The sequence below is a fragment of the Bradyrhizobium sp. ARR65 genome (assembly GCF_000472385.1).
In the GTDB taxonomy this organism is placed as follows: domain Bacteria; phylum Pseudomonadota; class Alphaproteobacteria; order Rhizobiales; family Xanthobacteraceae; genus Bradyrhizobium.
Genome location: NZ_AWZU01000011.1, coordinates 72,333 through 96,524 on the forward strand (window position 1 = coordinate 72,333; position 24,192 = coordinate 96,524).

The 24,192-nt window shown below is 61.8% G+C and carries 23 protein-coding genes; 11 read left to right on the forward strand and 12 right to left on the reverse strand.

The genetic code is table 11. The features are described from left to right. Positions 1–36: 36 nt before the first annotated feature. A complete protein-coding gene (locus F758_RS0114835; RefSeq protein ID WP_024508584.1) occupies positions 37–1,041 on the reverse strand; it encodes an alpha/beta fold hydrolase in 1,005 nt (334 codons plus the stop codon). A 271-nt stretch (positions 1,042–1,312) separates the two neighbouring features. After that, complete coding sequence (locus tag F758_RS0114840; RefSeq protein ID WP_024508585.1) at positions 1,313–1,747, reverse strand: CBS domain-containing protein; 435 nt, start codon at positions 1,745–1,747, stop codon at positions 1,313–1,315. 368 nt (positions 1,748–2,115) lie between these two features. Between F758_RS0114840 and F758_RS0114845 the strand changes: the two genes are divergently transcribed. The 3 genes from F758_RS0114845 to F758_RS44005 all read left to right on the forward strand — a co-directional run bounded on the left by F758_RS0114845 (position 2,116) and on the right by F758_RS44005 (position 5,249). Then, positions 2,116–3,306: an NADH-quinone oxidoreductase subunit D gene (locus F758_RS0114845; protein WP_024508586.1), complete on the forward strand. Its 1,191-nt coding sequence runs from the start codon at positions 2,116–2,118 to the stop codon at positions 3,304–3,306. Between the two features lie 19 nt (positions 3,307–3,325). After that, a complete protein-coding gene (locus F758_RS0114850; protein ID WP_024508587.1) occupies positions 3,326–3,652 on the forward strand; it encodes an antibiotic biosynthesis monooxygenase family protein in 327 nt (108 codons plus the stop codon). Between the two features lie 88 nt (positions 3,653–3,740). After that, the gene (locus tag F758_RS44005; RefSeq protein ID WP_157450022.1) at positions 3,741–5,249 is read left to right on the forward strand and encodes an outer membrane protein assembly factor BamB family protein; all 1,509 of its coding nucleotides are present in this window, start codon (positions 3,741–3,743) and stop codon (positions 5,247–5,249) included. 216 nt (positions 5,250–5,465) lie between these two features. Here the strand turns inward: F758_RS44005 and ligD are convergent, their stop codons facing one another. Continuing rightward, the gene (ligD, locus tag F758_RS44010; protein WP_035722032.1) at positions 5,466–6,383 is read right to left on the reverse strand and encodes a non-homologous end-joining DNA ligase; all 918 of its coding nucleotides are present in this window, start codon (positions 6,381–6,383) and stop codon (positions 5,466–5,468) included. Positions 6,384–6,561: 178 nt separating this feature from the next. On the opposite strand from ligD, the gene F758_RS0114865 reads away from it, so the two are divergent. The 5 genes from F758_RS0114865 to F758_RS46510 all read left to right on the forward strand — a co-directional run bounded on the left by F758_RS0114865 (position 6,562) and on the right by F758_RS46510 (position 11,346). After that, positions 6,562–7,185 (forward strand): uracil-DNA glycosylase, encoded by a 624-nt coding sequence (locus F758_RS0114865; protein WP_084305395.1) that lies wholly within the window; start codon positions 6,562–6,564, stop codon positions 7,183–7,185. 686 nt (positions 7,186–7,871) lie between these two features. After that, positions 7,872–8,363 carry a YciE/YciF ferroxidase family protein gene (locus F758_RS0114875; RefSeq protein ID WP_024508591.1) on the forward strand — a complete coding sequence of 164 codons (492 nt, stop codon included), beginning with the start codon at positions 7,872–7,874 and terminating at the stop codon, positions 8,361–8,363. A 259-nt stretch (positions 8,364–8,622) separates the two neighbouring features. Next, positions 8,623–8,862, forward strand: coding sequence for a hypothetical protein (locus F758_RS0114880; protein WP_024508592.1), 240 nt, complete (start codon positions 8,623–8,625; stop codon positions 8,860–8,862). Positions 8,863–9,460: 598 nt separating this feature from the next. Then, a complete protein-coding gene (locus tag F758_RS0114885; RefSeq protein ID WP_198026495.1) occupies positions 9,461–10,606 on the forward strand; it encodes a DUF445 domain-containing protein in 1,146 nt (381 codons plus the stop codon). A gap of 86 nt (positions 10,607–10,692) precedes the next feature. After that, on the forward strand, positions 10,693–11,346 hold the full coding sequence (locus F758_RS46510; protein ID WP_024508594.1) for a hypothetical protein: 654 nt from the start codon (positions 10,693–10,695) through the stop codon (positions 11,344–11,346). Positions 11,347–11,375: 29 nt separating this feature from the next. Here F758_RS46510 and F758_RS0114895 read toward each other — a convergent pair whose 3' ends face one another. From F758_RS0114895 to F758_RS44020, 6 genes are all read right to left on the reverse strand, one after another. Beyond that, positions 11,376–14,465 carry a cation-translocating P-type ATPase gene (locus tag F758_RS0114895; protein ID WP_198026496.1) on the reverse strand — a complete coding sequence of 1,030 codons (3,090 nt, stop codon included), beginning with the start codon at positions 14,463–14,465 and terminating at the stop codon, positions 11,376–11,378. 194 nt (positions 14,466–14,659) lie between these two features. Further along, entirely contained in the window at positions 14,660–14,947 is a 288-nt protein-coding gene (locus F758_RS0114900) for a DUF5132 domain-containing protein (RefSeq protein WP_024508596.1), read from the reverse strand. Positions 14,948–15,194: 247 nt separating this feature from the next. Further along, the gene (locus F758_RS49595) at positions 15,195–15,665 is read right to left on the reverse strand and encodes a hypothetical protein (protein ID WP_157450024.1); all 471 of its coding nucleotides are present in this window, start codon (positions 15,663–15,665) and stop codon (positions 15,195–15,197) included. Positions 15,666–16,029: 364 nt separating this feature from the next. Further along, positions 16,030–16,656, reverse strand: a complete 627-nt coding sequence (locus tag F758_RS0114910) for an HAD family hydrolase (RefSeq protein ID WP_024508598.1) — start codon at positions 16,654–16,656, stop codon at positions 16,030–16,032. A 210-nt stretch (positions 16,657–16,866) separates the two neighbouring features. Next, positions 16,867–17,610 (reverse strand): metallophosphoesterase family protein, encoded by a 744-nt coding sequence (locus F758_RS0114915; RefSeq protein ID WP_024508599.1) that lies wholly within the window; start codon positions 17,608–17,610, stop codon positions 16,867–16,869. Next, on the reverse strand, positions 17,597–18,283 hold the full coding sequence (locus tag F758_RS44020) for a nucleotidyltransferase domain-containing protein (RefSeq protein WP_245286503.1): 687 nt from the start codon (positions 18,281–18,283) through the stop codon (positions 17,597–17,599). The genes F758_RS0114915 and F758_RS44020 overlap by 14 nt, the downstream gene beginning before the upstream one ends. Before the next feature lie 821 nt (positions 18,284–19,104). Here F758_RS44020 and F758_RS44025 point away from each other — a divergent pair. Next, a complete protein-coding gene (locus F758_RS44025; protein WP_024508600.1) occupies positions 19,105–19,473 on the forward strand; it encodes an HIT family protein in 369 nt (122 codons plus the stop codon). A 403-nt stretch (positions 19,474–19,876) separates the two neighbouring features. Here the strand turns inward: F758_RS44025 and F758_RS0114935 are convergent, their stop codons facing one another. The 3 genes from F758_RS0114935 to F758_RS0114945 all read right to left on the reverse strand — a co-directional run bounded on the left by F758_RS0114935 (position 19,877) and on the right by F758_RS0114945 (position 22,003). Beyond that, entirely contained in the window at positions 19,877–20,521 is a 645-nt protein-coding gene (locus F758_RS0114935) for a dienelactone hydrolase family protein (protein WP_024508601.1), read from the reverse strand. 72 nt (positions 20,522–20,593) lie between these two features. Continuing rightward, positions 20,594–20,776 carry a hypothetical protein gene (locus tag F758_RS44030; protein ID WP_035722042.1) on the reverse strand — a complete coding sequence of 61 codons (183 nt, stop codon included), beginning with the start codon at positions 20,774–20,776 and terminating at the stop codon, positions 20,594–20,596. 120 nt (positions 20,777–20,896) lie between these two features. Beyond that, complete coding sequence (locus F758_RS0114945) at positions 20,897–22,003, reverse strand: NAD(P)/FAD-dependent oxidoreductase (protein ID WP_024508602.1); 1,107 nt, start codon at positions 22,001–22,003, stop codon at positions 20,897–20,899. 270 nt (positions 22,004–22,273) lie between these two features. On the opposite strand from F758_RS0114945, the gene F758_RS53285 reads away from it, so the two are divergent. Both F758_RS53285 and F758_RS0114950 read left to right on the forward strand, forming a co-directional pair. Then, positions 22,274–22,636 carry a thiamine pyrophosphate-binding protein gene (locus F758_RS53285; RefSeq protein ID WP_502689154.1) on the forward strand — a complete coding sequence of 121 codons (363 nt, stop codon included), beginning with the start codon at positions 22,274–22,276 and terminating at the stop codon, positions 22,634–22,636. A gap of 89 nt (positions 22,637–22,725) precedes the next feature. Then, positions 22,726–24,006, forward strand: coding sequence for an alpha-hydroxy acid oxidase (locus tag F758_RS0114950; RefSeq protein WP_024508603.1), 1,281 nt, complete (start codon positions 22,726–22,728; stop codon positions 24,004–24,006). The last annotated feature ends 186 nt before the right edge of the window (positions 24,007–24,192 follow it).

Consider the following 24,192-nt stretch of genomic DNA (forward strand, 5'->3'; position numbering starts at 1 on the left):
CGCCGCTTGCGAGTTGTATCCACGGCATGGAAATCTTCATCGCGATCCGCTCCCGGTCTCGGCGAAAAAGTCGAGAAGCCGGCTAGAAACAAATCCCGGATTCTCGTCCGGAAGCCAATGTCCCGTTTCAGGAGCAACATCACCGCGCACGTCATCAGCCACATCCTTGGCCATCGCGATTTCCTTGGCGCCGTTGCTGCGCTCACCGGCGAGCGCCAGGACCGGCATCTTGAGCTTCCGCTTCAGGAATTCCTTGAATCGAACCTCGTCTTCCGGAAAGGCGCGATAGAGCTCAAAGCCTGCGCGCAGGCCGCCCGGCGCCGCATAGGCCTGCGCATAAACCGCGAGATCTTCATCGGCAATGGGTGCGGCAAGCCGCTTTTTGTAGAAATCGGAAATGTACGGGTATTCGCGTCCTGCGACGAGCATCTCAGCGACATCGCGTTGCTGATGCAGGCCAAAGTGCCAAATGTCCGGGTCGGGCTTATGGATCAGTTCGTCCCATACCCGCGTGCCTGGCAGCGGTACATCGAGCATCGCCAGCCTTGCGACCTCATCCGGCCACTGCGCCGCATAGGCGTAGGCGACCATCACTCCGATATCGCGCCCGACGAGGTTGACCCTTCGTCCGCCCAATTGTTGCGCGAGTGCGCGGACATCCGCCGCCATTGTCGCCTTGTCGTAACCGCCAGGCGGCTTCTCCGATTCGCCGGCGCCGCGGTAGTCCACCGCGACGACTCGATAGCCCGCGTCCGCGAGAGCGGGCATGACGCGCCGCCACGTGTACCAGGTCTGCGGCCACCCATGTAGAAGCACAACCAAATCGCCACCCGGCGGGCCGCCAATCACGTAATGCAGTCGCACGCCGTTGGCCTCGGCAAAGCGATGATCAAAGACCTGATCGAAATTGGCCGGCAGTCCGGTACGGGCCGCGAGAGGCGCCGGTGTCTCCTGCGCGAGGGCTGAAGAAGACGCGGGGAGGCCGACCGGCCCGATAAGCGCCAAGAGACCAGCGATCAACATATCTCGGATCACGGACATCTCCCTGTGCAGCCCATACTCAACTGCGCCTCGTCGCAATTCACGCGCATGGACAAGCTTCCATGGCGGGGTCAACGTTCGACTTGCAGCATTTCGTGAACGGCAGTCTTGGTGTTTACGTCCGGCATTTCGTCTGACTGGAAGGCTCCGCCGACTCCTGCGGCGAAGCCGGGTGTGCGCATTGCGTCCGCGGCAGGTTATCCCACCGGCCCGTAGCCGGATCATAGCTTCGCACGGTCCGCCGGCAGAGGAACGAGTGATGTGCCGCCCGCTAGGCGGCGGAACTCTGGTTGTGCTGCTGACTCGGCTTCGTAATGCCATGCAGCGCCCGCCCGGTGGCTGGCGACTGGCGCGCCAAATCGCCGAGTGAGACGATGCCGACGAGGCGCTTGTTCCGGTTCATGACAGGCAACCGTCGCACCTGGATCTCGCTCATATTGGCACAGACGCGAGATACGTCCTCGTCCTCGAAGCAATATTTCACGTCTTGCGTCATCGCATCGCGAACCTTGGCGTCGGGGCCCTTGCCCTCCGCAATGCACCGCACTGCAATGTCGCGGTCGGTGATCATGCCCACGAGCCGGTCACCCTCGGCCACCGGCAGTACGCCGCAATCGCAAGCCTTCATCAACTTGGCCGCGTGCTGCAGCGTGTCGTTTGGACTTGCAAGTTTCGCGTCGCGTGTCATCACCTCACTGATCTTCATGGTTCGTCTCCTATGCGTGCCGCCACGCGAAGCTTTCAAAGGAGCTCGGTGGCTTCCTCGATTGACATGCGAACACCAGCTCAACGGGGCCAGTGCCTGCACGTTCCCCGCCAGGTGGTCCAAGCGACGCAGGCCCGAGCCGAGGCCATTTATCTCTCCGCCGCGAGCATTGCGCGCGTAGTCACGACAGCATTAGGAACAACCAAAGCTTGAGCGGCGTTTGACGTCCGGCGGCCCCCTCGGATGGGATTAAACAGCAGCTCTGCTGTCCTTCTAGCGGGAGTGGCATCGGATAGCTGCCGAAAATGGGGTTTTCGCGCGTCCAGCGGCAAACGACTGGCCGCCAGCGTCGTGACCGAGAACTCGCCATGCAGGAAGCCGGGCTTCGCAATTTCACCATCAATTTCGGTCCCCAGCATCCTGCTGCCCACGGGGTGCTTCGTCTTGTCCTGGAACTTGACGGCGAGGTTGTCCGGCGCGTCGATCCTCACATCGGCCTGCTTCATCGCGGCACCGAAAAACTGATCGAACACAAGACCTATTTGCAATCGATCGGGTATTTCGACCGGCTCGACTATGTCGCGCCGATGAATCAGGAGCATGCGTTCTGCCTCGCAGTGGAAAAGCTGCTCGGCATCGAAGTTCCGCGACGGGGTCAATTGATCCGCGTGCTCTATTGTGAAATTGGACGCCTGCTTTCGCATCTTCTCAACATTACGACCCAGGCGATGGATGTCGGCGCGCTCACCCCGCCGCTGTGGGGATTCGAGGAGCGCGAGAAGCTGATGGTGTTCTACGAACGCGCGTCCGGCGCGCGCATGCACGCAAATTACTTCCGCGTAGGCGGCGTGCGTCAAGATCTAACCCCGAAACTGATTGACGACATCGAAGCCTTTTGTGATCCCTTCCTGCGCGTGGTCGACGATCTGGATCGGCTGCTCACGGCCAACCGCATTTTCAAGCAGCGGAACGTCGATGTCGGCAGGGTGACGCTGAAGCAGGCCTGGGAGTGGGGCTTTTCCGGCGTGATGGTGCGCGGCTCCGGCGCGGCCTGGGACCTGCGCAAGGCGCAGCCCTATGAATGCTATCCGGAAATGGAGTTCGACATTCCGACCGGCAAGAACGGTGACTGTTACGACCGCTATCTCGTCCGCATGGAAGAAATGCGGCAGTCGGTGCGCATCATGAGACAGTGCATCGCCAAGCTCCGTGCTCCTGACGGGCAGGGTCCGGTCGCGGTGCAGGACAACAAGATCTTCCCCCCGCGGCGCGGCGAGATGAAACGCTCGATGGAAGCCTTGATCCACCATTTCAAACTTTACACGGAAGGCTTTCACGTGCCAGCCGGCGAGGTCTATGTGGCGGTCGAGGCTCCTAAAGGTGAGTTCGGCGTCTATCTGGTCTCCGATGGCACGAACCAGCCCTACAGGTGCAAGATCCGCGCGCCGTCGTTCGCACATCTGCAGGCGATGGACTTGCTCAGTCGCGGGCACTTGCTGGCCGACGTCTCGGCAATCATCGGTTCGCTGGACATCGTGTTTGGGGAGATCGATCGATAAGGCGCGAAAGGAGATCGCCATGCCGCAGATCCAAACCGACAAGCAGCCAGTCACCCAGATCACCATCATCGAAGCTGAACCCGAAAAGCAGGCCGAAGCGTTGTCGCTCATGGCCGAGCGTGCTCGCTTCATGCAACGTCAACCGGGTTTCATTTCGATCAGCCTGCATCGCAGCCTCGATGGGCGCCGTATCGTCAATTACATTCAATGGGAAAACCGTGATCTGCTACGGGCCGCGCACCAGTCACCTGAATTTCGCAAGGCCTGGGGCGAGTTCGGAAAGCTCACGGACGATATCGATCCTCATCTATACGAGGTCGCCGAAATTCTCGCTGACAAGCAGTGAGCTGGCGCTCGATGCGCGGAACGCCGCAGCTCTTGTCACGGGCGCCCAATGAGGGTGGAACAGCGCAGGACCGAACTGCCGGGCGCGCATGAACATCCGAAGCGCCTTTTCGATCACAGCACGTGCCGCCGTCATGGCGGGGCTATTTGCACTTGCGTTCTCGCCGCTGCACGCCATCGCGCAGGGCAGCTCAATTCTGACCCATCACGGCGACAACAGCCGAAGCGGGCAGTACGTCGTTCCGGCATTGTCGTGGGAGAAAGCCAGGTCGGTCCAGTTGGATCGCACGTTCGACGCCCGCGTTGCGGGCTCGATGTACGCCCAGCCGCTTTACTGGCGTCCTCCCGGCGCGAACACCGGGATTCTGTTCGTTGCGACGGAGGCGAATATCGTTCAGGCCTTTGATGCGAAGACTGGCAAGGAATTATGGAGGCGCTTCGTCGGGCGCCCCGTGCGAGCCTCGTCATTGCCATGCGGGAACATCAATCCGCTTGGCATCACCGGCACTCCGGTGATCGACCCAGCGACGGCGGCCATCTATTTCGATGCAGCCGTGGAGCGGGAAAACGGCGCGCATCACGAGGTGTTCGCGCTTTCGACAAAGGATGGCAGCGTTCTTCCGGGCTGGCCGATCGATATTGCCGGCGCCCTGCAAAAGTCGGGCCGGCATTTCGATCCGCGAGTGCAAAATCAGCGCGCGGCGCTCACACTTCTCGATGGCACAGTCTACGTCGCCTTTGGCGGCCATTTCGGGGATTGCGGCAACTATCATGGCTGGGTGGTTGGAATTTCGCTGCAGGATCCGGGCAAGCTCGTCAGCTTCGAGACCCGCGCGCGGGGAGGTGGCACCTGGTCGCCCGGCGGACTGAGCGTCGTCGGACACGACATCTATTTTGCGACCGGAAACACCTTCGGCGCGTCGACCTGGAGCGACGGCGAAAGCGTGTTTCGGGTCGGAGCCGACCTGCGGCGCAGCGAAGACAAGAGGGATTATTTTGCGCCGTCAGATTGGAAGGCGCTCGATGCCCGCGATGCGGATCTTGGAGGCAGCAATCCGCTTCCTCTCGACGTTCCCGGCGCGGGTGGCGGTCGTGCTCTGATCCTGGCGCTGGGAAAGGATGGCAAGGCCTATCTTCTTGATCGAAACGATCTCGGCGGCATTGGCGGCCAGCTTGCCGCCGAAACAGTATCGCGGTCATGGATCATCACCTCACCGGCAACATACGCCGTCGGCGATGATGTCTTTGTTGCTTTTCAAACCCCAGGAACGCATTGCCCGCAACCGGGCCGCGATCACGATCTGACAGTCGTGAAGATTGCAGCAGGACCACCGCTGATGATGACGACCGCGTGGTGCGGTGCGCTCCGCGGCCGGGGCTCCCCTGTTGCGACGACCACCGATGGGCACTCCAATGCGACAGTGTGGGTGCTTGGCGCCGAAGGCGATGATCGGCTGCACGCGTTTCGCGGCGATACGGGCGAGCCAATTTTTGCAAGCGAGCCATTGAGCGGTCTCCGACGCTTTCAAACGGTGATCGCGACGCAGGACCGCCTTTATGTCGGCGCAGATGGGCGCATTTACGCCTTCAGTTTTTGAAGGCGATGCAACGACAGGTGAGTGAATCTGAATTTCTTTAGGATGAGCTTGGAGGGTGAGCTTGGTGAGCTTGGACGTGAGTAGGCTCTTGCAGGAACATGACCGCCGCCGCGTTTGGCCGACGAGATTAGGTTGGGACCGACTCCGCACCCAATCCAGGATAAGCAGCGGCTGTCTGCCTGCCCTCCGCCCTTGTCGAGGACGTAAAACTCGCGCTCATGCTCGCTCTCGCTTGACCTGTCGCGCCGGCTTGTCGGTGCGCATGCCAAGAAACACCGGCTGCCGCATCTCTCCGTCGCGTGTCCATTCGGTGAACTTGACCTGACAGACCAGACGCGGCCTGATCCAGGTTGTCCGGCCCTCGTGCGGAGCGTCCGTGAACGGCTTCTTGTCTGTCCTCAACTTCATCATACGCGCGTGCAGGGTTGCGAGCATCTCTCTGGAGAATCCGCCGCCGCTGTGGCCAACATAGACAAGCTTACCATTGTCATAGACGCCGAGCACCAGCGAGCCAAAATACTGGCGGCTACCGCGCGGTTCGGTGAAGCCGACGATGATGGCCTCCTGTTCGTGGCTGGCCTTTATTTTAAGCCACTCTGTCGTGCGCTTTCCCGAATGGTAGAGACTTGCAGCACGCTTTGCGATAATGCCTTCTTCCCCCGCACGTCGGGCCTTGTCGAAAGCTGCCTTGCCTTGCTGCTTTCTATGCGCGCTGTAGTGGAGGAGGGGGTGTCGGCTCAGAATGCTGCGCAAATGCGCCTTACGCTCGGTCAGCGGCTTGCCGCGGAGGTCGTACCCATCGAGGAAGAGCAGATCGAACACATAGTATCGAAGACGTGCCTTACCTCTAAGAGCATTTTGCAATAGCTGAAATCGTGATCGGCCTTCCGCGTCGAGTGCCACCAACTCGCCGTCGATCACTGCATCGCGCTTGATGGCCTGCAGCGCTTCGGCGACTTGGGCATAACGCCTCGTTACGTCGTTGCCGTTGCGCGAGTAGAGAGAGCCGTTTCCGCCTCCTGTTTCTGCAACCAGTCGGAAGCCGTCCCACTTCGTCTCGAAGACCCACTCCCTGTCATCGAACGGCGCGTCGATAAGGGTCGCAAGCATTGGCCTGATGTCAGTTTTCTGCATGCGTCTTGATCAGCAGCCATTGCGCGGGGCTCCTCGCCCGCAGGAGCAAACGACGCGCCGAGGCGCCACATATCCAATGGCTCGAGAACACGCGTTTGTGGGTCCCGGTTCCAAGCCAATCCGGCTACCCAGGCGGATCCCGTAGGCTCTTGGAAATCTGCGGCGCGACGACAGATTGATGGAGGCGGGCCACGTTGAGATATTCTGGCTCTGGCGAATGCGGAAACCTGTCACTGGAGTAAGCGTCGACAACAAGTGTCTAGATCCCCGTCGTGTTGCACCCGACGGTCAGTTCCGGCGGCCCCGGCTGTATTTGGTTGGTGAGGCGCCCGGCGCTGACGAAGCTGCGCGAGGCAGGCCGTTTGTCGGTCCGGCCGGCCGGGCATTGCGCGAGATGCTAGAGCAGGCTGGGATCGACCCCAAGCAAGTGCGTTTGGCGAACGCCATTCCGTTTCGCCCGATCGCGCTTTCCAAAGGCCGGAAGCCACGCAATCGCAGCCCGACGACCGAGGAAGTCGGCCGTTATGGCGCAGCGGTGCTAGCCGACATTCGGCGTTCCAGGCCGGGCGTGATCATTGCCCTTGGCGGCACAGCGGCCCGGCTGTTTGGCGAGCAGCGAGCGATCCACTCGGCGCGCAAGACGAGGCTCCAATTCGAGAGCTATCCAGTGCGCGTCACTTTTCATCCGGCCTACGCCCGTCGCTTCGGCGGACCGAACGGCGATGCCTGGCGTCAGGCAGTCGCCGATCTCCATCTAGCTTGGAATGAATCGGAGGTTCGTCCGGATTCAAGTGGCGCTTGAAGCGGAGCGGTATGAAGCCAAGCGGCCATTGCACCTGTTGGAATCACCTCTCACTCCCCCGCGCCGGCTACCCAGGCTCATATGGTGCTGTCTGGCGTTGATAACGGGAGAGGAACCGGCTCCTCCGCAGGTTGTTGGGAATTGTGCCTGGGGCGGCGGGTGTTTGAGCGCTGCGAGCGAGAGCGATCCCAAGCTCGCCGGCACCTAATCGGGCCAGCAATGACAAGCAATGGAGGGTCGTCCAATGTGTGATTACAGCCTGCATGCTGTCCAAGCGCGTCCGGCAAGGGCCGGGGATGTGCTGGTCACGAGCGAATTCCCGAATACTGCCACGCGTGGGTTCTCCGCGGTCGGTGAGCCGGAAGTTGCCGTGTGCCTGTTGCCCGGAACCGAGCTCGCTTTCAGTGAGGACGTCGTCTGCAATCATCCGTTTGCAAAGTTGTTGCCGAGAATGCGGTTTGGCAGCACTGGAGCGCGACTGGCGCGCTTCCGGAAGGTCCATGAGCAAGTGAGGGACACGCATCACGACGCGCTGGAATTTGAGAACGGCAGCGTCGTTCTACTTACAATGCTCCGCGTTGGCCAAACGGCAACAGTGCTGCAGCTTCCGGCGAAGGACTGTGCCAATCGGAAACCCTCAGAGCTGGGAGAACCGTCGGCCGCCGATGCCGCATAGGAGCACGTCTATGCAGATCGACAATTTCAAGGACATGTACATTGCCGAGTTGCAGGAACTGGTCAGTGTCGAAGAGCAGCTTGAGAATGCACTGCTCCGGATGGCCGAGGCATCGTCGCACGCCTCATTGAGAGCCGCGCTTGAGCAGCACCAGCGGGAGACAATTGTACAAGGCGAACGGCTTCGCTCGATCCTGAAGAAACACGGAGCCAGCCCAAAACTGCATACGGATCAAGCCATGCAGGCGCTCATCAACGAGACCAAAAAGATGTACACAATCGTTACACAGGATTACGTTCGCGATGCGGGCATTATCGCTTCCGCGCAGAGGCTTGAGCATTACGAAATCGCGGCCTACGGCACCGCAGCCGCGCTCGCCGGCCAGCTCGAATTTCGCGAAGATCAGCATCTGCTGCACAACAGCCTTGAGCAGGAAAAGCGGACGGACGAATTGCTCACCACGCTCGCAAAGACCGAAGTCAATCGCGACGCGAATGCGTAAGGCTGCGCGCCGAAGTACCCAAGCCGCCGGAAGGATCCGGCGCGCGGTGTGAATGAGCGGTAGGGCGACGTATCGACCGCGGCAGCACGAGAGTGCGGTAGCCAGGAGGTGTACGATGGACGCAGTTGCCCACCTCTGAGCTGCGGTACGCTGGTATCGTGGCATTGCTGTGCGTGATGCCAGAGCGGCGCGCTCGACTGGAACAGATGCGCGCGAACGCGGTTGTTTTGAAGTCAATCCCCAAAGCCGGAGTTTCCCAATGCGGCAACAGCGCACGCAAGGAACCATTGCGCTTCCGCCGGACCGGAGAGCGGTAAGCGAGCGTCCAAAAACCGGCTACGCATTGATCGTGGATGGGCAGCTAAAGGGCGAGTACAAAGCCAAAGATCGCGCCCTCAAAGTCGCCACGGATCTCAAGGGGCGATTTCCGATGCTTCAGGTCAAAGTCTACGACGCCGAGGCCAAGCGCAGCGAGCAGATTGGGTTGGGGGCCGCTTGAGCCCCGAAGCTAGTCGACAGCAGTGTCGATGCTCTCTTGCGCATGACGCCTGAAGGAAACGGACGAGGAGTGTCATCACCACACCGATCGCGAGCTCCAGCGCTTCTCCTCACGCGCGTCGCGGAGCAGCGCACCGGCGCGGCTTCAACCGCGAGGATGCAAACCGACGCTAGCCGGCTCGGTATGGGCGCCCCAGACGCGCGCCGTCGGATCGCCAATGAGCCGCGCAGATATGCCGGCAAGAAGGGGCAAAGCTGAGTTTTCCCAGGGAATCGCCGAGCGAGAAATCTGGATGGCCAGAACCGGCCCAAAAGCGTCTCGCGCGACATGGTGGTGAACTTTTCAACACTAGGGGTACCCGCGTCCGCTCGGTCCAATCGAACGCTCCGATGCAATTTGCCGAGAGCAGGCTTACATCCTGGCGCGAAGGGGTAGCGACGGAGGGATGAGCCGAATGTTGCCAGAGCACGCCCCGGCATCGCCCCGCAAAGCACTTTCGCTGTTGGCGAACGAGTCCGACGGACCGACGCGCAAGCGACTGCGACGGAACCGGATCGTTGCAACGACCATGCTCGTCGGCATGGGGGTGATATTCACCTTGACACGGTTGGTTCCGGAGCCCGGTTTCGGGACGCTGCTCATCCGATCCGGTGCCGAGGCGGGCATGGTGGGTGGTCTTGCGGATTGGTTCGCGGTGACGGCCTTGTTCCGACATCCGCTGGGGCTCCCTATCCCTCACACCGCGATCATCCCCAACAACAAGGACAGGATCGGGCGCACCATCGGGCGTTTCATCGAACGGAACTTTCTCACGACGGATGTGCTTCTGCCGAAACTTCGCGAAATGCATGTTGGGGCACGATTTGCGGCCTGGCTTGCCGCGCCGACCACTGCGCCACTTGTCGCGCACTCGATCACGGCAATGCTGCCCTATCTTATCCATTCGCTGAGGAGTCCGGATCTTGGCGAGTTTCTGCAGCGGATCCTGAGTGATCAGTTTCGCCAGGCGGATTTCGCGCCGATGATCCGACGTGGGCTTCGCGTTCTCACCGGCAGCCAGGAGGCGAACGTTCTGTTTGAACGAGTCAGCGAGCTCGCGAGCGGCTGGCTCGAAAAGAACCGCGACCAGATCGACAAGCTTGTAGCCGAGCACAGCCGCTGGTGGATTCCCAAGGCGATCGATCGCCGGATTGCAGCCGCCATCGTCAATGGTATCACGGAGTTGCTCAATGGATTGTCTCGGCCGGACAGCGAGGTCTCCTCCAGGTTTCGTGAGGCGCTCACATCGGCAATCGACGAAATGGTCGACTCGGCGGAGCAGCGCGAGAAGATAAATGAGGGCATGAGGCGCTTGTTAGCGCACTCGGAGACGCAGGATTGGGTCAGGTCAGTTTGGAACGAAATCTGCCAGGCGACGCTCGACGACCTGGCGCGACCCTCATCGCGTCTGCGACTGGCGCTGGAAAAGCCGATTTCGATCGTCGCCGAGGCGCTGGGGGCGGACGCCGCGATGCAGCGGCACATCGACGAGGTCGTGGAGGACTTGGCCGACTCCGTTATCGCGTGGCGCAGCGAGATCGGCTCGTTTTTCGCGGAGGTCGTGCGAAATTGGGATACGCGCACCCTTTCTGATCGCCTCGAGCTCGTGGTGGGGAGCGATTTACAGTATATCAGGATGAACGGCACGATCGTCGGAGCTTGTGCAGGCTGTCTCATATTCATGGTCACGTGGTTGTTAGGGTAGGCGCCAGATCATTTATGGGCTCCAAGTTTTGCCACGTATCTGGCCGACATTGGCCTCGTGATCAGTAGTGGAAGGATACAACCCGCATGACCCCCACTGCTTACATTGCGCACCAGGTTGCCGGGCGAATTCGATTGCGCGTAACGGAGAAGCGCGGCGACGACAGTTACTTCGAAACAGTGAAGCAAAAACTGTCCGCCAATTCCGCTGTCGAACGGTTGAAGGTGACACCCGAGACGGCGAGTATTCTGCTTCATCATGCCGGAAGCTTCGCGCCGATCGCGGCTGCCGCAGCCGAATATGAACTGTTCAGGATCGCTGATCGAACGACGGCACCGACGAGCCAGTCGAGCCCGCTGACGACCTCGGGCGTCGGACCGGCGTCTGCCTTGGACGCGGTTGCGACGGGCCTTTCGGGACTCGCTTTGTTCCAGCTCGCCAGAGGGCAGGCATTTGGCAGCGCTGTTGAGAATTTCTGGAACGCTTATGGTGCAAAGCAGCTCCTGCAGCGTCCGGGTCTGGCCGGCTTGTTTGCGGCAATCGGCGTCTATCAGGTGTTGAGCGGACGCTATCTTGGTTCGGCCACGTCGCTGTTGTTCTATTCGATGGTCACGCGCAGGCTTGCGTCGTCTGAACGGGAAAAGAGAACCCGCGCGCAGGTTGCCTCCGAAGCAACATCAGAGGCGCTCGAGCGACCACCGAAAAAGCGGCCGGAGGTCGTCTTCCCGAGGCGATCCTAGCTCGCAACACCCGGGCTCGGCCGACCGGTTCAGCGAGTCAAGGACGCTCGTCTGGCGGCGGATCGCGACGGGTGGGCAGGCCTGAGGCGTCTTGAGGCTTCGGCACCGCCCAATGTGCGGACAGCATTCCGTTGCAAAAGCCGTTCCGCCGGGTCTGTCGCGCGTGCTGCGTCTGAACCCGTGCGCACGCGCCCCACCAACTCCCGGCCCTGAACTTGGTACGCCGATGCCGTTCCCGCTTCGGCAAGTGCACGATTGCCGAGATATGGCAGCACGCCGCCGGCGATCATGGCTGCAAGGTCGAGCGCCCCGATCGGCGCGACGGCGAGAATGTTGCGAAGGCCGGGAACGAGCATTGCCAGACCCTGGAGCAGCAGCGATCCCCCTACAATTCCAAGTAGGGCCGGGTTGGATGGCGTCGGCCCGGCGTCGGATCCGTCGCCCTTGTCGGCGTAGGTGAGCGCGTGCAGGAGCTGCCCCGTGACCAGGCTTCCGAATGCCATCGTCCCCGCCTGCGGGGAAGCGATGCCATATCGCGTGGCTCCGATCAGCCCGGCTCCAAAGCTGCCGGCCGTAATCAGCCCGGCTTCCCTCGCGAGCCGCCCGAAATCGGAAGTCTTCAAGATCGGCTCGTCCGCGGCGTGAGGGGCGCGATCCAAGACGCTCGGGTCCGGCTCACCCATGGCGAGTCCAATGCCGGGAAATACATCGGAGACCAGATTGATCCAAAGCAGTTGCACGGGGCTCAATATCTCGCCGGCGCCTGCGGCAGTTGAGGCCAGCACCGTGAGGACCTCACTTGTGTTGGTGCTCAATACGTAATGCAGCGCCTTTCGAATATTGACATAAGTGGAACGGCCGCACGCGACCGCGACCGGCAGCATTCCAAGCCGGTCGCTCTCGAAAAAGATGTCGGCCACTTCGCGAGCGGCGGACTCCTCGTTGCGTCCGATTGCGATGCCGACGTTTGCCGCGCGCAACGCCGGGCTGTCGTTGATGCCATCGCCGACCATCGCAACGACCGCCCCGGCGTGTTGCAGAGACTGCACGATCTTCAGCTTCTGGGTCGGCGTGATGCGCGCAAACGCATGGGCGCGCCTTGCCGCGCGCGCAAGCTCCGCTGTGTCGAGACGGTCCAGCTCGACCCCATCGATCACCTCAATGGGAGCATCACCGCTCAACCCGACTTCACTGGCGATCGTGTACGCGGTGCGGCGCTGATCGCCTGTCAGCATCATGGTGTGGATGCCCGCGCGATGAAGCTGCGGCATCAGGTCCCGGACATCGGAGCGAAGGGGATCGGAAAGAGCCGCAAGACCGAGCCATACGAGGTCTGCAACCTCGGCCAGATCGAGCTCCCCACTTCCGCGGGATTTCCGCCCTTCAAGAAAGGCGACGCCGAGCACACGCAAGCCCTTTTCCGCGAGCTGCTGGTTGATGCCTTCGATAGCATTTTTCCGCTCGGGCGTCAGACGCCTGCGCCGTCCATTTGGCGACAGCTCCCACCGGCAACGCGCGAGCACGTCCGCCGGACTGCCCTTCATGGCGATGACGAAGCCTCGCGGCGCGTGATGGCAGCTCACCATGAAGCGGTAGGCTTCGGTGCGACGCTGAACCGAGTAGCGCGGGTGATCGCGCCGCAGTTGGGCCACGTCAATGCCCATTGCGAGCGCTGCTTCGATCAATGCCACTTCGGTGCTGGAATGCCTCGCTTCAAAGCGCTGCTGGGCTTCACGGACTTCTGCATCGCTGCACAGACTGGCGATCGAGAGCAGCCGTTGCAGGCGCCGCATGTCGCTCTTGTCCGCATATTCGCCCCCGCGATCGGTCCAGACGCCGTCGGAGCTGCGCCAGACCTGATCGCCGATGGCGACGGAATCGAGAGACATTGCGCCGTGGGTCAGCGTGCCCGTCTTGTCGAAGCAGATCACGTTGGCGGCGGCGAGCGTCTCGATCGCATCGAGCCGCCGCACCAGGATGCCGTGCCGGCGCATGTTCTCGACGCCCAGCGCGAGTGTTGTGGTCGCAACCATGGGCAGGCCTTCCGGCACCGCGGCCACGGCCACCGCAAGCGAAGATCTCACGAGCTGCAGCAGCGATAGTCCGCGCAACAGGCCTGCACCGAAAATCACGCCGGTTGCGGCTGCTGTCGCCCAGAATAACTGGCGGCCCAGTTCGCGCATCTGCCGCAGCGATGGCGTTTCCGGAGATGTGCTGGTGCCGACCAATTGCTGGATCTGCCCCATCTCCGTGTGTCGGCCGGTGGCCACGACGACGGCCGTTCCGCTGCCGCCGGTTACGATCGTGCCACGATAGACCATGTTGCGGCGGTCGCCGAGCGCGGCGGCGGAATCGGCAGGCAAGCTTTCCGATTTCGCGACCGGCTGGCTTTCGCCCGTCAGTGCAGCCTCGCTGACCGTGAGCGCATCGACGCGCAGGAGCCTGGCATCGGCCGGAACAACGCAGCCGCGTTGCAGAACGATAATGTCACCACGAACGATGCTCTGGGTCGGAACCTCGATTTCCATTCCGTCTCGGACCGCTTGCGCGGTTCGCGTGCAAGGCGCGCCGATCTGGCTGATCGTTTGCTCCGTGCGCTTCTCTACCCCAAAGCCGATCGCAGCGTTCAGGCCAACGACGGCGAGAATAGCGCCGGCCTCGAGCAGTCCGCCGGTGGCCAGAGATAATACGGCCGCGCCCGCGAGCATCGCCACCGGAAGCCCCTGGAACTGGTCCATGAGGATGGACCAATCCGTGCGGCCACTGCTGCGAGGAATGGCATTTGGCCCATCGCTCTCGAGCCGCTGCTGAGCCTCCCGGTGCGACAGTCCCTTCGAAGGCGAGGTGCAAACGGCTTCGACAACCTCGGCCGGCTGCATTGCGTGCCATTGATGTGTGGCGGACTCGTCCTCGCGGTCCAACTGGATTTCGCCCCTCCGCAGCGCATCGATGTGCCCGGCAAGCGCGTGCACCGAGGTGTCCTCGTCATGGAGGATGAGAACATTTCCGGTGCGTGAACTGGCGGACGCCCGGGTGACGCCCGGGAACAGCAGAAGACCACGTTCGATAGTGCGGGCAAGCAACTGCTCGTCCCGCAATCCGGCGACTCGGAACCTCACGCGACCTCGAACGGCCGTGTGGAGAGGCGTGACGTCGCTGGGCATCGTTGTGGACTCGCGCACCGCCGGTATCCCGTACCGAACTGCAGAAGGAATGCCCTGTGACGAGCGTTGTTGGCCGGCGCAAGAATTCCTGCGGGCGCACCGCACCAGCCCGCCGCATGTCGGCCGCTCTACGGGAAATTTTGCCGAGGTCAGGCCTGGTGGGGCCGTGCCTCTCCAGCTTCTGCGGCGGCTTCCGCGCTATGCCCCGCCTCCGCGAGTTCAGAACGCGCCTCCGCGACGAGGTCGCTTGTCTGCTCGTTCAATTCGGCGAACGCAACACGCCCTTGGTCATAAGCAACGAGCCCGGCCTTGAGCAGTGATTTGGCGACCGGACGCAGCACTGGCATAATAGCCGGCGCAACCACCGCCGCGCCGATGCCGATAGCCAGACCTGTCACGATGTTCCCACCTTTGAAGACGTCTTCGAGAACGCTCATTGCACGCTCCTTCTGCCCGCTGGGGTTCACAACCACTCAGCCTAACGCAAGAGAGTAGGGTATGTTACAATTTTATGAATTTACATAGGACAGCAAAGTTCGAGGCTCGGAAAATCACGCATGGGTGATGCGACAGATTTAATCTCAGCGCGCGATCGCTTCGACATTTGTCAACCAGCGACTGAGATCAAACGCGCTCGGATCAGGGACGTGCTTGAAGGACCGGCTGCTCCGCAGGGGCGCATTTTTATCTGGCAGAGATAGTGACAAGCGGCTTTTGAACTGCGGCGCGGCGTTGGGCTTCGCTCCTCGCGGCCTGAATCAAGCCATCAACAGCGCACTCGATGAGTTGCGTGCCGATCTGCCGGGTGCTGATCGCGACAATGAGCTTCAGCACATGTGCAAGCATCAGGGTACCGGACAGCCCATTCGTGTCGTGGTCCGTAGCTGCCGGACCCGGACGATCGTGGGCCGACTGCACATGCTTTGGCGCTTGCATATCCAATCGAAGAAGCTGCCGGTGTCGTGCCGTCAGTTCGAAGCCTTTCCGGCATTCGATGATTAGGCTGGCCGTGAGCGGGTTTAGCTGCACGCCGAGAACGTCGGGATGTTTCAGGAGATGCTGCTTGAGGTCTGTAAGATCGGCACGCGGTCCCCGAGTCTTCCCCGAAGCCTTTGCCAGCTTGATTCGAATACGCGTGGGAGTGCGATGGGCCACGAAAGCCCGCGCCGGTGCACACATGATCGGGCGTCCCTTCCTCGGCCGATGCCGGGTGAAGGTGCTTTAAACCATCCGAGTGACGAAGCTTGTGTGACAGAACTTGCCGGTTCCCAATCACGGAGCCGGTTTCCACCGATCAGTGTTCTTGATTTGGGCGTCTAGGGGCAGCGATTAGGGCCATCAGCGGCGCGGCCCCAGGCGCGCATGTGCCGCCACAGGTGGGCAGGCGCAGGTTGAGGCAGTTGTGTTCGATCAGCTCCTGCGGCGTTCGCGGACTGCACGCTTCGCAAAGCCGAATTGGTCCTGACCACGCCAAAGCATCGAGGCGATCGCCGCTGGCAAGCTCCGGTCACGCATCGGTTCAGCCGAGGACGGCGGCGATGAGCGGCGTCAGGTCTCGATGTCTCGCGATCGGGGTGGGAGCGCCCTCAAGCTCCACGCCCATTCGGTCGTGCCAGAAGGCCGGCAGCCCGACGCGCGCGGTTCCGTGCAGGTCGTAGGGCGAGCCGGCGACAAAGAGGGAGCGCTCCGGCGCGACCCCTAATTCCTCAAGCGCAAGGTTGTAGGGACGGGGATCGGGCTTGTAGAACCCCGCCCGCTCGGCCGTGACGACCACGTCGAACGAGACCCCGACGCGACCGACGGCGATGCGCCCCAGCTTCTCGGAGCAATTGGTCACGACGCCGAGCGGCAAGCCGGCGTCGCGAAGCTTGGTCAGGACGCCCGTGACGCCGGGCCAGGGCTTCAACTCACCATATCGTGCAGCGAGAGCATCGGCGCGGCCGGAGGGCAGCCCGACCCGCTCGGCAGCTTTCCGAACCATGTCTTCATAGGGGCGGTAAGGGCCTGTGCCGTAGGTCATCCTGAGATATTCGGCACGCCAGGAGCGGCCGGCGGCTTCGCTGCCGGCCACCGCGTTCCAGAGAGACCAGCTATCGAGGAGAGCGGTCAGCAAATCAAACAGGACGGCGTCGTAGTGTCTGGACATTGTCGAGGGCCTCCGTCGGTGCACGACTTTGTCGATCAAATGTGCGCCTGATGCCCATGTGTCAGCCGCGGTACTGCGTGTTATCAGGAGATAGCGGCCCGTCTAACGATCTGACGAGTCGCCTGGGGTTCTCGGTTCTATCGTATGTCGCGACGGGATCGTTCGCCGCGTGTAGGCGCGGTCTAGGCATCGGCAAAGCTGCCTCACTTCTCAGACGGAGATGAGGGCATATGGCAGGCCGGACGGCTTCTGCACGTGTCTGGCGACGTTGTACACGGGTGCTCCGGCGGGCGTACGCCCTTCATATCTTCCGCGATGTGCGTGACCGTGTACGACGGCACTCACTTTGAAACGATCAATCGTCTCCGCAAGGCGCGAACATCCGAGGAAAGGATAGATCTCCAGCGGTTCACCCTCCACGGTTTCCGCGATAGGGGCATAGTGCAGGACCACAACGGCGCGCTCACTCTTCACGGTGCGCATGATGTTTTCCAGCCGCATCGCCTCGTTCATTGCCTCGGCGACGAATGTTTTGATCGCCGGTTCGCCGAAAGAGCTCAACATCCGTGGCCCAAATCCGCCGGCAAAACCCTTCACGCCGATAAATGCCACGCCATTGACCTCCGCAGCGTGGCCGTCCAGCAGGCGCACGCCGGCATCACAAAGAATCCGCCTTACCTGATCGGCATGTCCTGACTCGTAGTCATGATTCCCGAGAACACCGATGACCGGGATCGTGCAGGCGCGCAACTCCTTCGAGAGGATCTCGGCCTGGGCCGGAGTGCCGGTGTCAGTAAGGTCGCCGCAGAGCACGAGGGCGCCCGCACGCTTTGAGACTTCGCCGAATAGTTCGCGAAGGGAATCCGGCTGATCGTCTTTAACGTGGAGATCGCCGATGCTCGCAAATGTGAACGAGTTGGTGTCAGCCGTCATTGTCGCATTAGCCTTCGACATCCAGAAATCCCCACGCTTCGATGGCGCTCCGATAATCGGAGCTCGACAACAATCGGCCGCGGCAGAGCCGGTCTCCGGGTGGTGGATGTTCGCGCTGTCGTCTTAATCGCTCGAGAAGCTCGTCGAGCAGCCAGGCTGGGACCGCATCGCGCTCGCCGGGATAGATCCAGCGGAAGGTGAGCACGTGGCAAAGCAGGATCTCCCAATGCGCGTCCATGTACGCAAGCAGGCGGTGCCAATCGATGTCATCGCGCTGCTTCAATATTAGATTGGCGATATCACAGCCATCATGGCGCTGCCGTTTTTGGACGAAGACTTTGGACCAAATAAGCTCGGTCGGGCTGATCAAGGGCACGCAAAGCCCAAGCACACGACCCTGTCGCGCCTGAGTGAACCATTGGTCCTGGACTGGCACCGCGCCATTGCTCGAGTCAAAGATGATATCGACGAAATCATTGCCATGATGGATCTTGCCGATCCAGCGCTTGTCCACCGTTGATGCAGTGCGACCGTCGTGTTGCAGGCAGGCAAGCAGACGGGGAAATTCACGCGCGGTCGTGAAAATGTCGAGATCCTTTGTGGGACGGCGTGCACCGGTATAGATGTTCACAGCGTAGCCGCCACCAACGAGGAACGGCAGGCGCGCTTCGAGCAAATCCGAAAGGACTTCCACATAAAATCGCTCCGCTTGCACGAGGCGCGCGAGCCTGTACGCGTCGACATCAGCCGAGGGTTCGGCACGCGGCGCTGGAGTATGATGGTCTCGCGCATGCATCGATGTCACCATTGCCTGCTGCTGTTCCAATCGGCGCAGACGATAGAAGTTCCCTTGCGGCGACCCTCGCGAAAGATCGGGTGAAGCCTGACATGGTCGGTGGCATGGCGCCGAAATAGGGAGATAGGTGGTCACGCCGGAATGTGTGGCCGAGGCGATTTTAGGTCTCGGTGGCCGCCAGCCAGTAAAAACCCCGATTGTGGAGGGCGCGCTGACTGCAGGAATTCGACGCGTGAAATCGCGTCAGCAAGACTGCTACTGGTATTAGGGCCTACCCGCAATTGCCTGCGGCTGGCACGAAAAAGGATTGCCGCCTCCGTCGCCATACGCAACGTGCCGACGAGCACGCCCAGCCTCGCGAGCGTTCCCCAAATCTTTGGACCGATAATTGCCCGCAGACCGCCGGATGCCACGAAAATGAGCACAAACCAGCCGGGCGAGAGCGAATAAACAACGATCGTCGAGCTTGCGCGCCCCTGCCTTGCGGCAGTGTAAGCGCGCCAGATCGTGTAAGCGCGCCAGATAAAGCCCCCTCCCAAAGCCAGGCTAGGACGTCAATGAGAGGGAGCAGGTCTCGTTCCGAGAGGAGGACCCAAACCTCGCCTCGGCAAGAGATCAAGAATTAAGGTCTGATCGCATTGGCCGGTGGCATAGCCGGCCTAACTGATTAGCTATCGATGTGATGAGATTGAATGCCGCCAGCCGGAGTAGTCGGAGAGATGACCGAGTGTGTATTTTGCAAGATCGTCCGCGGCGAGGTTCCGTCCACGAGAGTCTATGAGGACGAAGACTATCTCGCCTTCCTCGACATTCGCCCGCAATCCCCGGGTCACACACTGGTGATTCCCAAGCGCCACGTTCGCTGGGTCTGGGACGTCCCGAATGCCGGCGCATATTTCGAAGTGGTATGGAAGATCGCGCGGGCGATGCAAAAGGCGTTCTGCCCGGAGATACACGCGAGCATTCTGGGTGAGGAAGTGCCGCATGCGCACATTTGGCTTTATCCGGCTCCGGGTGAGGCCGTGGGCGACTCGAGGGATTTTCCGTCGAATGCGAAAAGGATTCATGACGCACTTGGGGCGCCGTAGGTAGTGGTCTGGTCTCGTCCGTGTTAGTCCGCGTCGAGTCAGCACGCGGCGTGCCCATATTGCGACGCAGCTTGACGGACGCCGCGCCGTAAGTCGCTGGTCCAGCCCGAAGGCGCGGCACTTGATGCGGTGAAGCGACATCGGCTTCGATCCGTTATCGGCGTGCGCCGGCTTGACCGCCCGCTGAGCGCTGCAACAGCTCAGTCACTCCGCATCCGAGCTCTGGTGGAAATCCCGATAGTGCATGCCAGCCGCGAAGAACGGATCAGCAGTTATCAGGCAGACCACCTCGTCGGCCTCCGAGCCCAACTCCGCCAGCGCCTCTCTCGGCGCAACCGGCACCGCAGGCACGATTTTGCGCGGGGTCGCCCTTGAGAGCCCTTTCAATGCGCCAATGCGGCCTTTATAGCGGCGATGACAGAAACCGACGGAACCACCGCTTCGCGTGCATCACAACCTGGCCCAGAGTACCGGGTTCTTCAAACAGATGGGTGGCTCCCGGCACGACAACGAGATCCTTCTCGCAAGACAGCTTCGCGAAGGCCGAACGGTTGAGCGCAATCACTGGCGTATCGGCGCCGCCGACGATCAGCAGGGTTGGCGCACGCACGGCTCGCAAGGCGCCACCGGCGAGATCCGGACGGCCGCCGCGCGACACGACGGCCGCAACGTTGCGGTGTTCGGCCGCCGCAATCAGCGCCGCGGCCGCGCCCGTGCTTGCACCGAAGTAGCCGATCGGAAGCGCCGCAAGCTTGGGATGTGTGCGGGTCCAATCCGCGGCCTCGGACAGCCGTGAGGCGAGCAGCGTGACATCAAACACGTTGCGCCGGTCTCCTTCCTGGTCGGGGTTGAGAAGATCAAGCAGCAGCGTTGCGAGCCCAGCTTCGCGCAGGCCGGCCGCAACCTGGTTGTTGCGCGGGCTCATGCGACCGCTTCCGCTGCCATGCGCAAAGATCACAATACCGGTTGCATCGTGAGGGATGCCCAATATCCCTGCGAGCTGACGGGCTCCGATCACGACTTCACTGAGCTCCTCCCGACCTTTCATGTTTGCAACCGAATGATGTCTGTGAACCAAGCCCGATGAAGCAAACGGGGCCGTACCCGATTGCCCGTGGGCTCATAGTCGATCCGGTCTGTCTACTGCGTTCAGTTCAGCATCTATTCTGTCAAGCAGACGCTCGATCTCCTCCCGCTCGTTAGGGCCGGGACATTCTTCCAGGCGGCTGAGCAGGTGCTGTTTTTGCGTCAGGAGCGCTGCAATGCTGGTCATCGGAGCGGCGGCTTCGTGGTTTTCGAACATTGCTCGACTCCCGAAGGTTCTCTGCCTGCCGAAATGGCTGGCATCGGCCTTGAGATAGCGGCCCGACGCCGCCGTTCGGCACCGGGACAGAACTAATTTATCGCAGCAGGAGTTCCGCCGTCAGCTTAACGGCAGCGGCGATGGAATTAGTGGCCGAAGCCGGGCCGGGTCGAACGGAGCTAGATCGGTGCTCCGAGAGGCGCCATCTGCGATCAACTCTGCCAAGGCTTCGCCCGTTGCCGGAGCATTGAGGATGCCCCAGACGTTATGGCCGGTGGCGACGTAGACGCCCTCGCTCTGGGGCACTTTGCCGATGAGCGGCAGACCGTCTTGCGTGACGGGGCGAAAGCAGGCTTGTCGGGCGATTATCCGCTCCGGCCGGAACGCAGGTGACAGCCGCGCTGCGATCACGTGGAGGCGATCGATCTCGCTCGCTTCGGGCGTCACCGTGGCGGGGTCGGACGGCAATGCGGTCTGATTGGAGAAGGCGGTGACGAGGGTGCTCCCGTCCGCCCGCGGGAAGACCTCAACCATGGTGATGGTGCCGCTTTCGTCGCGATATTCGAGAAAGAGCGCATCGGCCGGAACATCTGTGCCGGTGTCGTAGACAAGACTCGGACTCCGCTGCCCAAAGACAGCGGGCAGACGTAGCCACGCTGCAGCCGCCATCGACCAAGGTCCCATGGCGATTACGACGGCGTCCGCCTCGACAGTGACGCCGTCGGCCTCGACGCCCCTTATCCTCGATCCATCCGCGCTCCGGACGATGCCGGTGACCCGGCCCGGGCAGAGTAGGGCACCGTGTCGTTGCGCCGCGCTCATCATTGCGGAAGTGAATTTGCGCGGGTGAACAACGGCCGTTGTTTCCGGCGTGCCTAGTCGATCGGTGATGATTACGCTCTGGGATAGCCAGTTGAGTTTGGCCCGTGCGTGACGACGAGCACCGTCATCGGCGACAACGAACCCGCTATAGGCGGTCATGCGCTGGTAGGCCCAATCAGCGCCAATCTCGGGGGGCAGGTCGGCATGAAGTACAAAGCTTCGGCGCGCCATCTTATCGAGCGGAGTCCCGACGCACCAGTCCAGCGCTAGAAATCCGCCGGCCTTACCGGATGCTGCCGCGGCTACCTCTGTTCGCTCCACGACAATGACATTGATCCCGCGGCGAGTGAGGTAATAGGCGGTGCAGGCTCCGATCACTCCGCCGCCGCAAATTGCGACCCGCATGATCTCTCCATCGATGCGAATGGGAACGCCAACCGAAGCCTAGCCCGACGCTCCGAGCTGGGCAAAGTCTTTAGGCCGGAACGTCTGCCGTTCCGTGGTCCGCAGCCTGTTCAGGAACGATTTCTGCCGCGACGCTTTTACCAGCATCACCGATCACCTCGCCGAGGTCACCCAAATGCCGATAACGGTGTCCGATCATCTCGTTGGCATTCTGATGCAGTGGGGGGCGATACAGTTTTCGGATTACCCGGCGACGGCATCAACGGGTTGGTGGAAGGGTTCCGCAAGGCGAAAGACCGGATCCGCTACGTCCATTGCCGGCACGAGGAAACCGCTGCACTCGCGGCATCGGCTTACGGGAAATTCAGCGGGCGCCTGGGAGTTTGCTTCTGTGGACAGGTGATGTGCCCGAGCTTTCAGGCGACGCAAAGAGATGCATTCGACCCGCGGCCGCGCGCATTTGCTGTTCGAGATGAGCAACCCGACTCGGAGGAACAACATCGGACGGTATGTTCTGCTCCCAGCATCTCAGCGCTACGCCCCCGGGGTCGAGTTCGCTGCGCGGCGAGAACCTCGCCGAGATTTGACTACAGACGCCAAACTCAAGGATTCAAGTCGCGATGTCGGTCCTAGACAGGTTTGGTCAGCACCACGCCGCCACTCACAGGGGCGCTCCGTTCTTGGCGTATGGCCTTGCTGGCCTAGCCGGGATCGCCGCCGGCTTGGCGCTCAGTCGCCGGTCGCATCCAACGGCCTACGACCGCAATCGCCACACCGAGCTCGCGCAACTCGATGGGACGCCGTCGCGGCGGTATTACACCGGATTCGACCTGCAACGCGCTGTTGCCATCGCCGATCTGCGGGCGATGAGCCACCGGCGCTTGCCCCGCTTCGCGCTCGAATATCTCGAAGGCGGTGCGCAGGATGAAGCCACGCTGTTCCGTGAACGGCGCGCTTATGCCGATTGGCGTTTCGTGCCGCGAACCCTCGTCGACGTATCCCGCCGCACGCTCGAGACCAACATCCTCGGCCGCTCCGCCGCCATGCCGGTCGTGGTGTCGCCCACGGGGCTCAACGGCATTTTCCGCGCTCACGGCGACAGCATGCTGGCGCAGGCTGCGTTGCACGCCGGCGTTCCCTTCGTCCAGAGCACGATGTCGAACGACACAATGGAACAGGTGGCCAAGGCGGCGCCTGGCGTGCGCCATTGGTGGCAGCTCTACGTCTTTGGCGGCGACGAAGTCTGGCAGGAGCTCCTTCGCCGCGCGGATCAGGCAGGCTGTGAAGCTCTCGTGCTCACGACCAATACGCAGATCTTCGGCGATCGCGAGTGGCAGCGGCGTAACCAGGTCGGGAAGAAACGACTTTCCACCTCCGCTGCGCTGGAGAGCATATCTCATCCGCGCTGGATGGCGCAAAACGTGCTGTCCCATGGCATACCCAACTTTCCGAACATCGTCGATTTCGTGCCGAAGAACCGCCGCAGCTTCTTCGCAACGTCGAACTGGGTTCGCGCGCATCAACCGACCTCGCTAAGCTGGGATACCGTCGCAAAGATACGGCAGCGCTGGAAGAAGCCGTTCATTCTGAAGGGGATTCTCAGTCCGGATGACGTGCGGCGCGCCGTCGACAGCGGCGTGGATGGAGTCGTGCTGAGCAGTCATGGCGGACGGCAACTCGACTGGACGATTTCGCCGATCGATCTCGTGCCCGTCGCACGGAACATCGTCCGCGATCGGATCGCGCTGTACGCGTCGGGCGGCGTTCGACGAGGAACAGACATGCTCAAGGCGCTCGCGCTGGGCGCCGATGCCGTGTGGGTCGGGCGTGCGCCGCTGTACGGGCTCGGCGCGGCCGGCGCCGCAGGTGCCGCCCGTGCCCTGGAGATCCTCAAGTCCGAAGCATTGGATGCGATGGGCCTGTTGGGCGTGAGCCGTATCGACGAGCTTGGCCCTCATCTGCTCACGCATCTCGGTCATGCGGGCCAGACTATGACTCCTTGACGGCCGCTTGAATGGAGCGCTCCATCGCGTCAGAGCCGCCGGCCGCACCGACACCTGCACCACCACAGCGGGCTTTGTACGCGAACGTACAAACGCGACGCCGATCGCGCCGGCAGTATCGTCGAAAGTCTTTGGAACGACACCCCCTCGATAGAGTTTCCTTTCGCAGCTCGCCGATATTCCGAC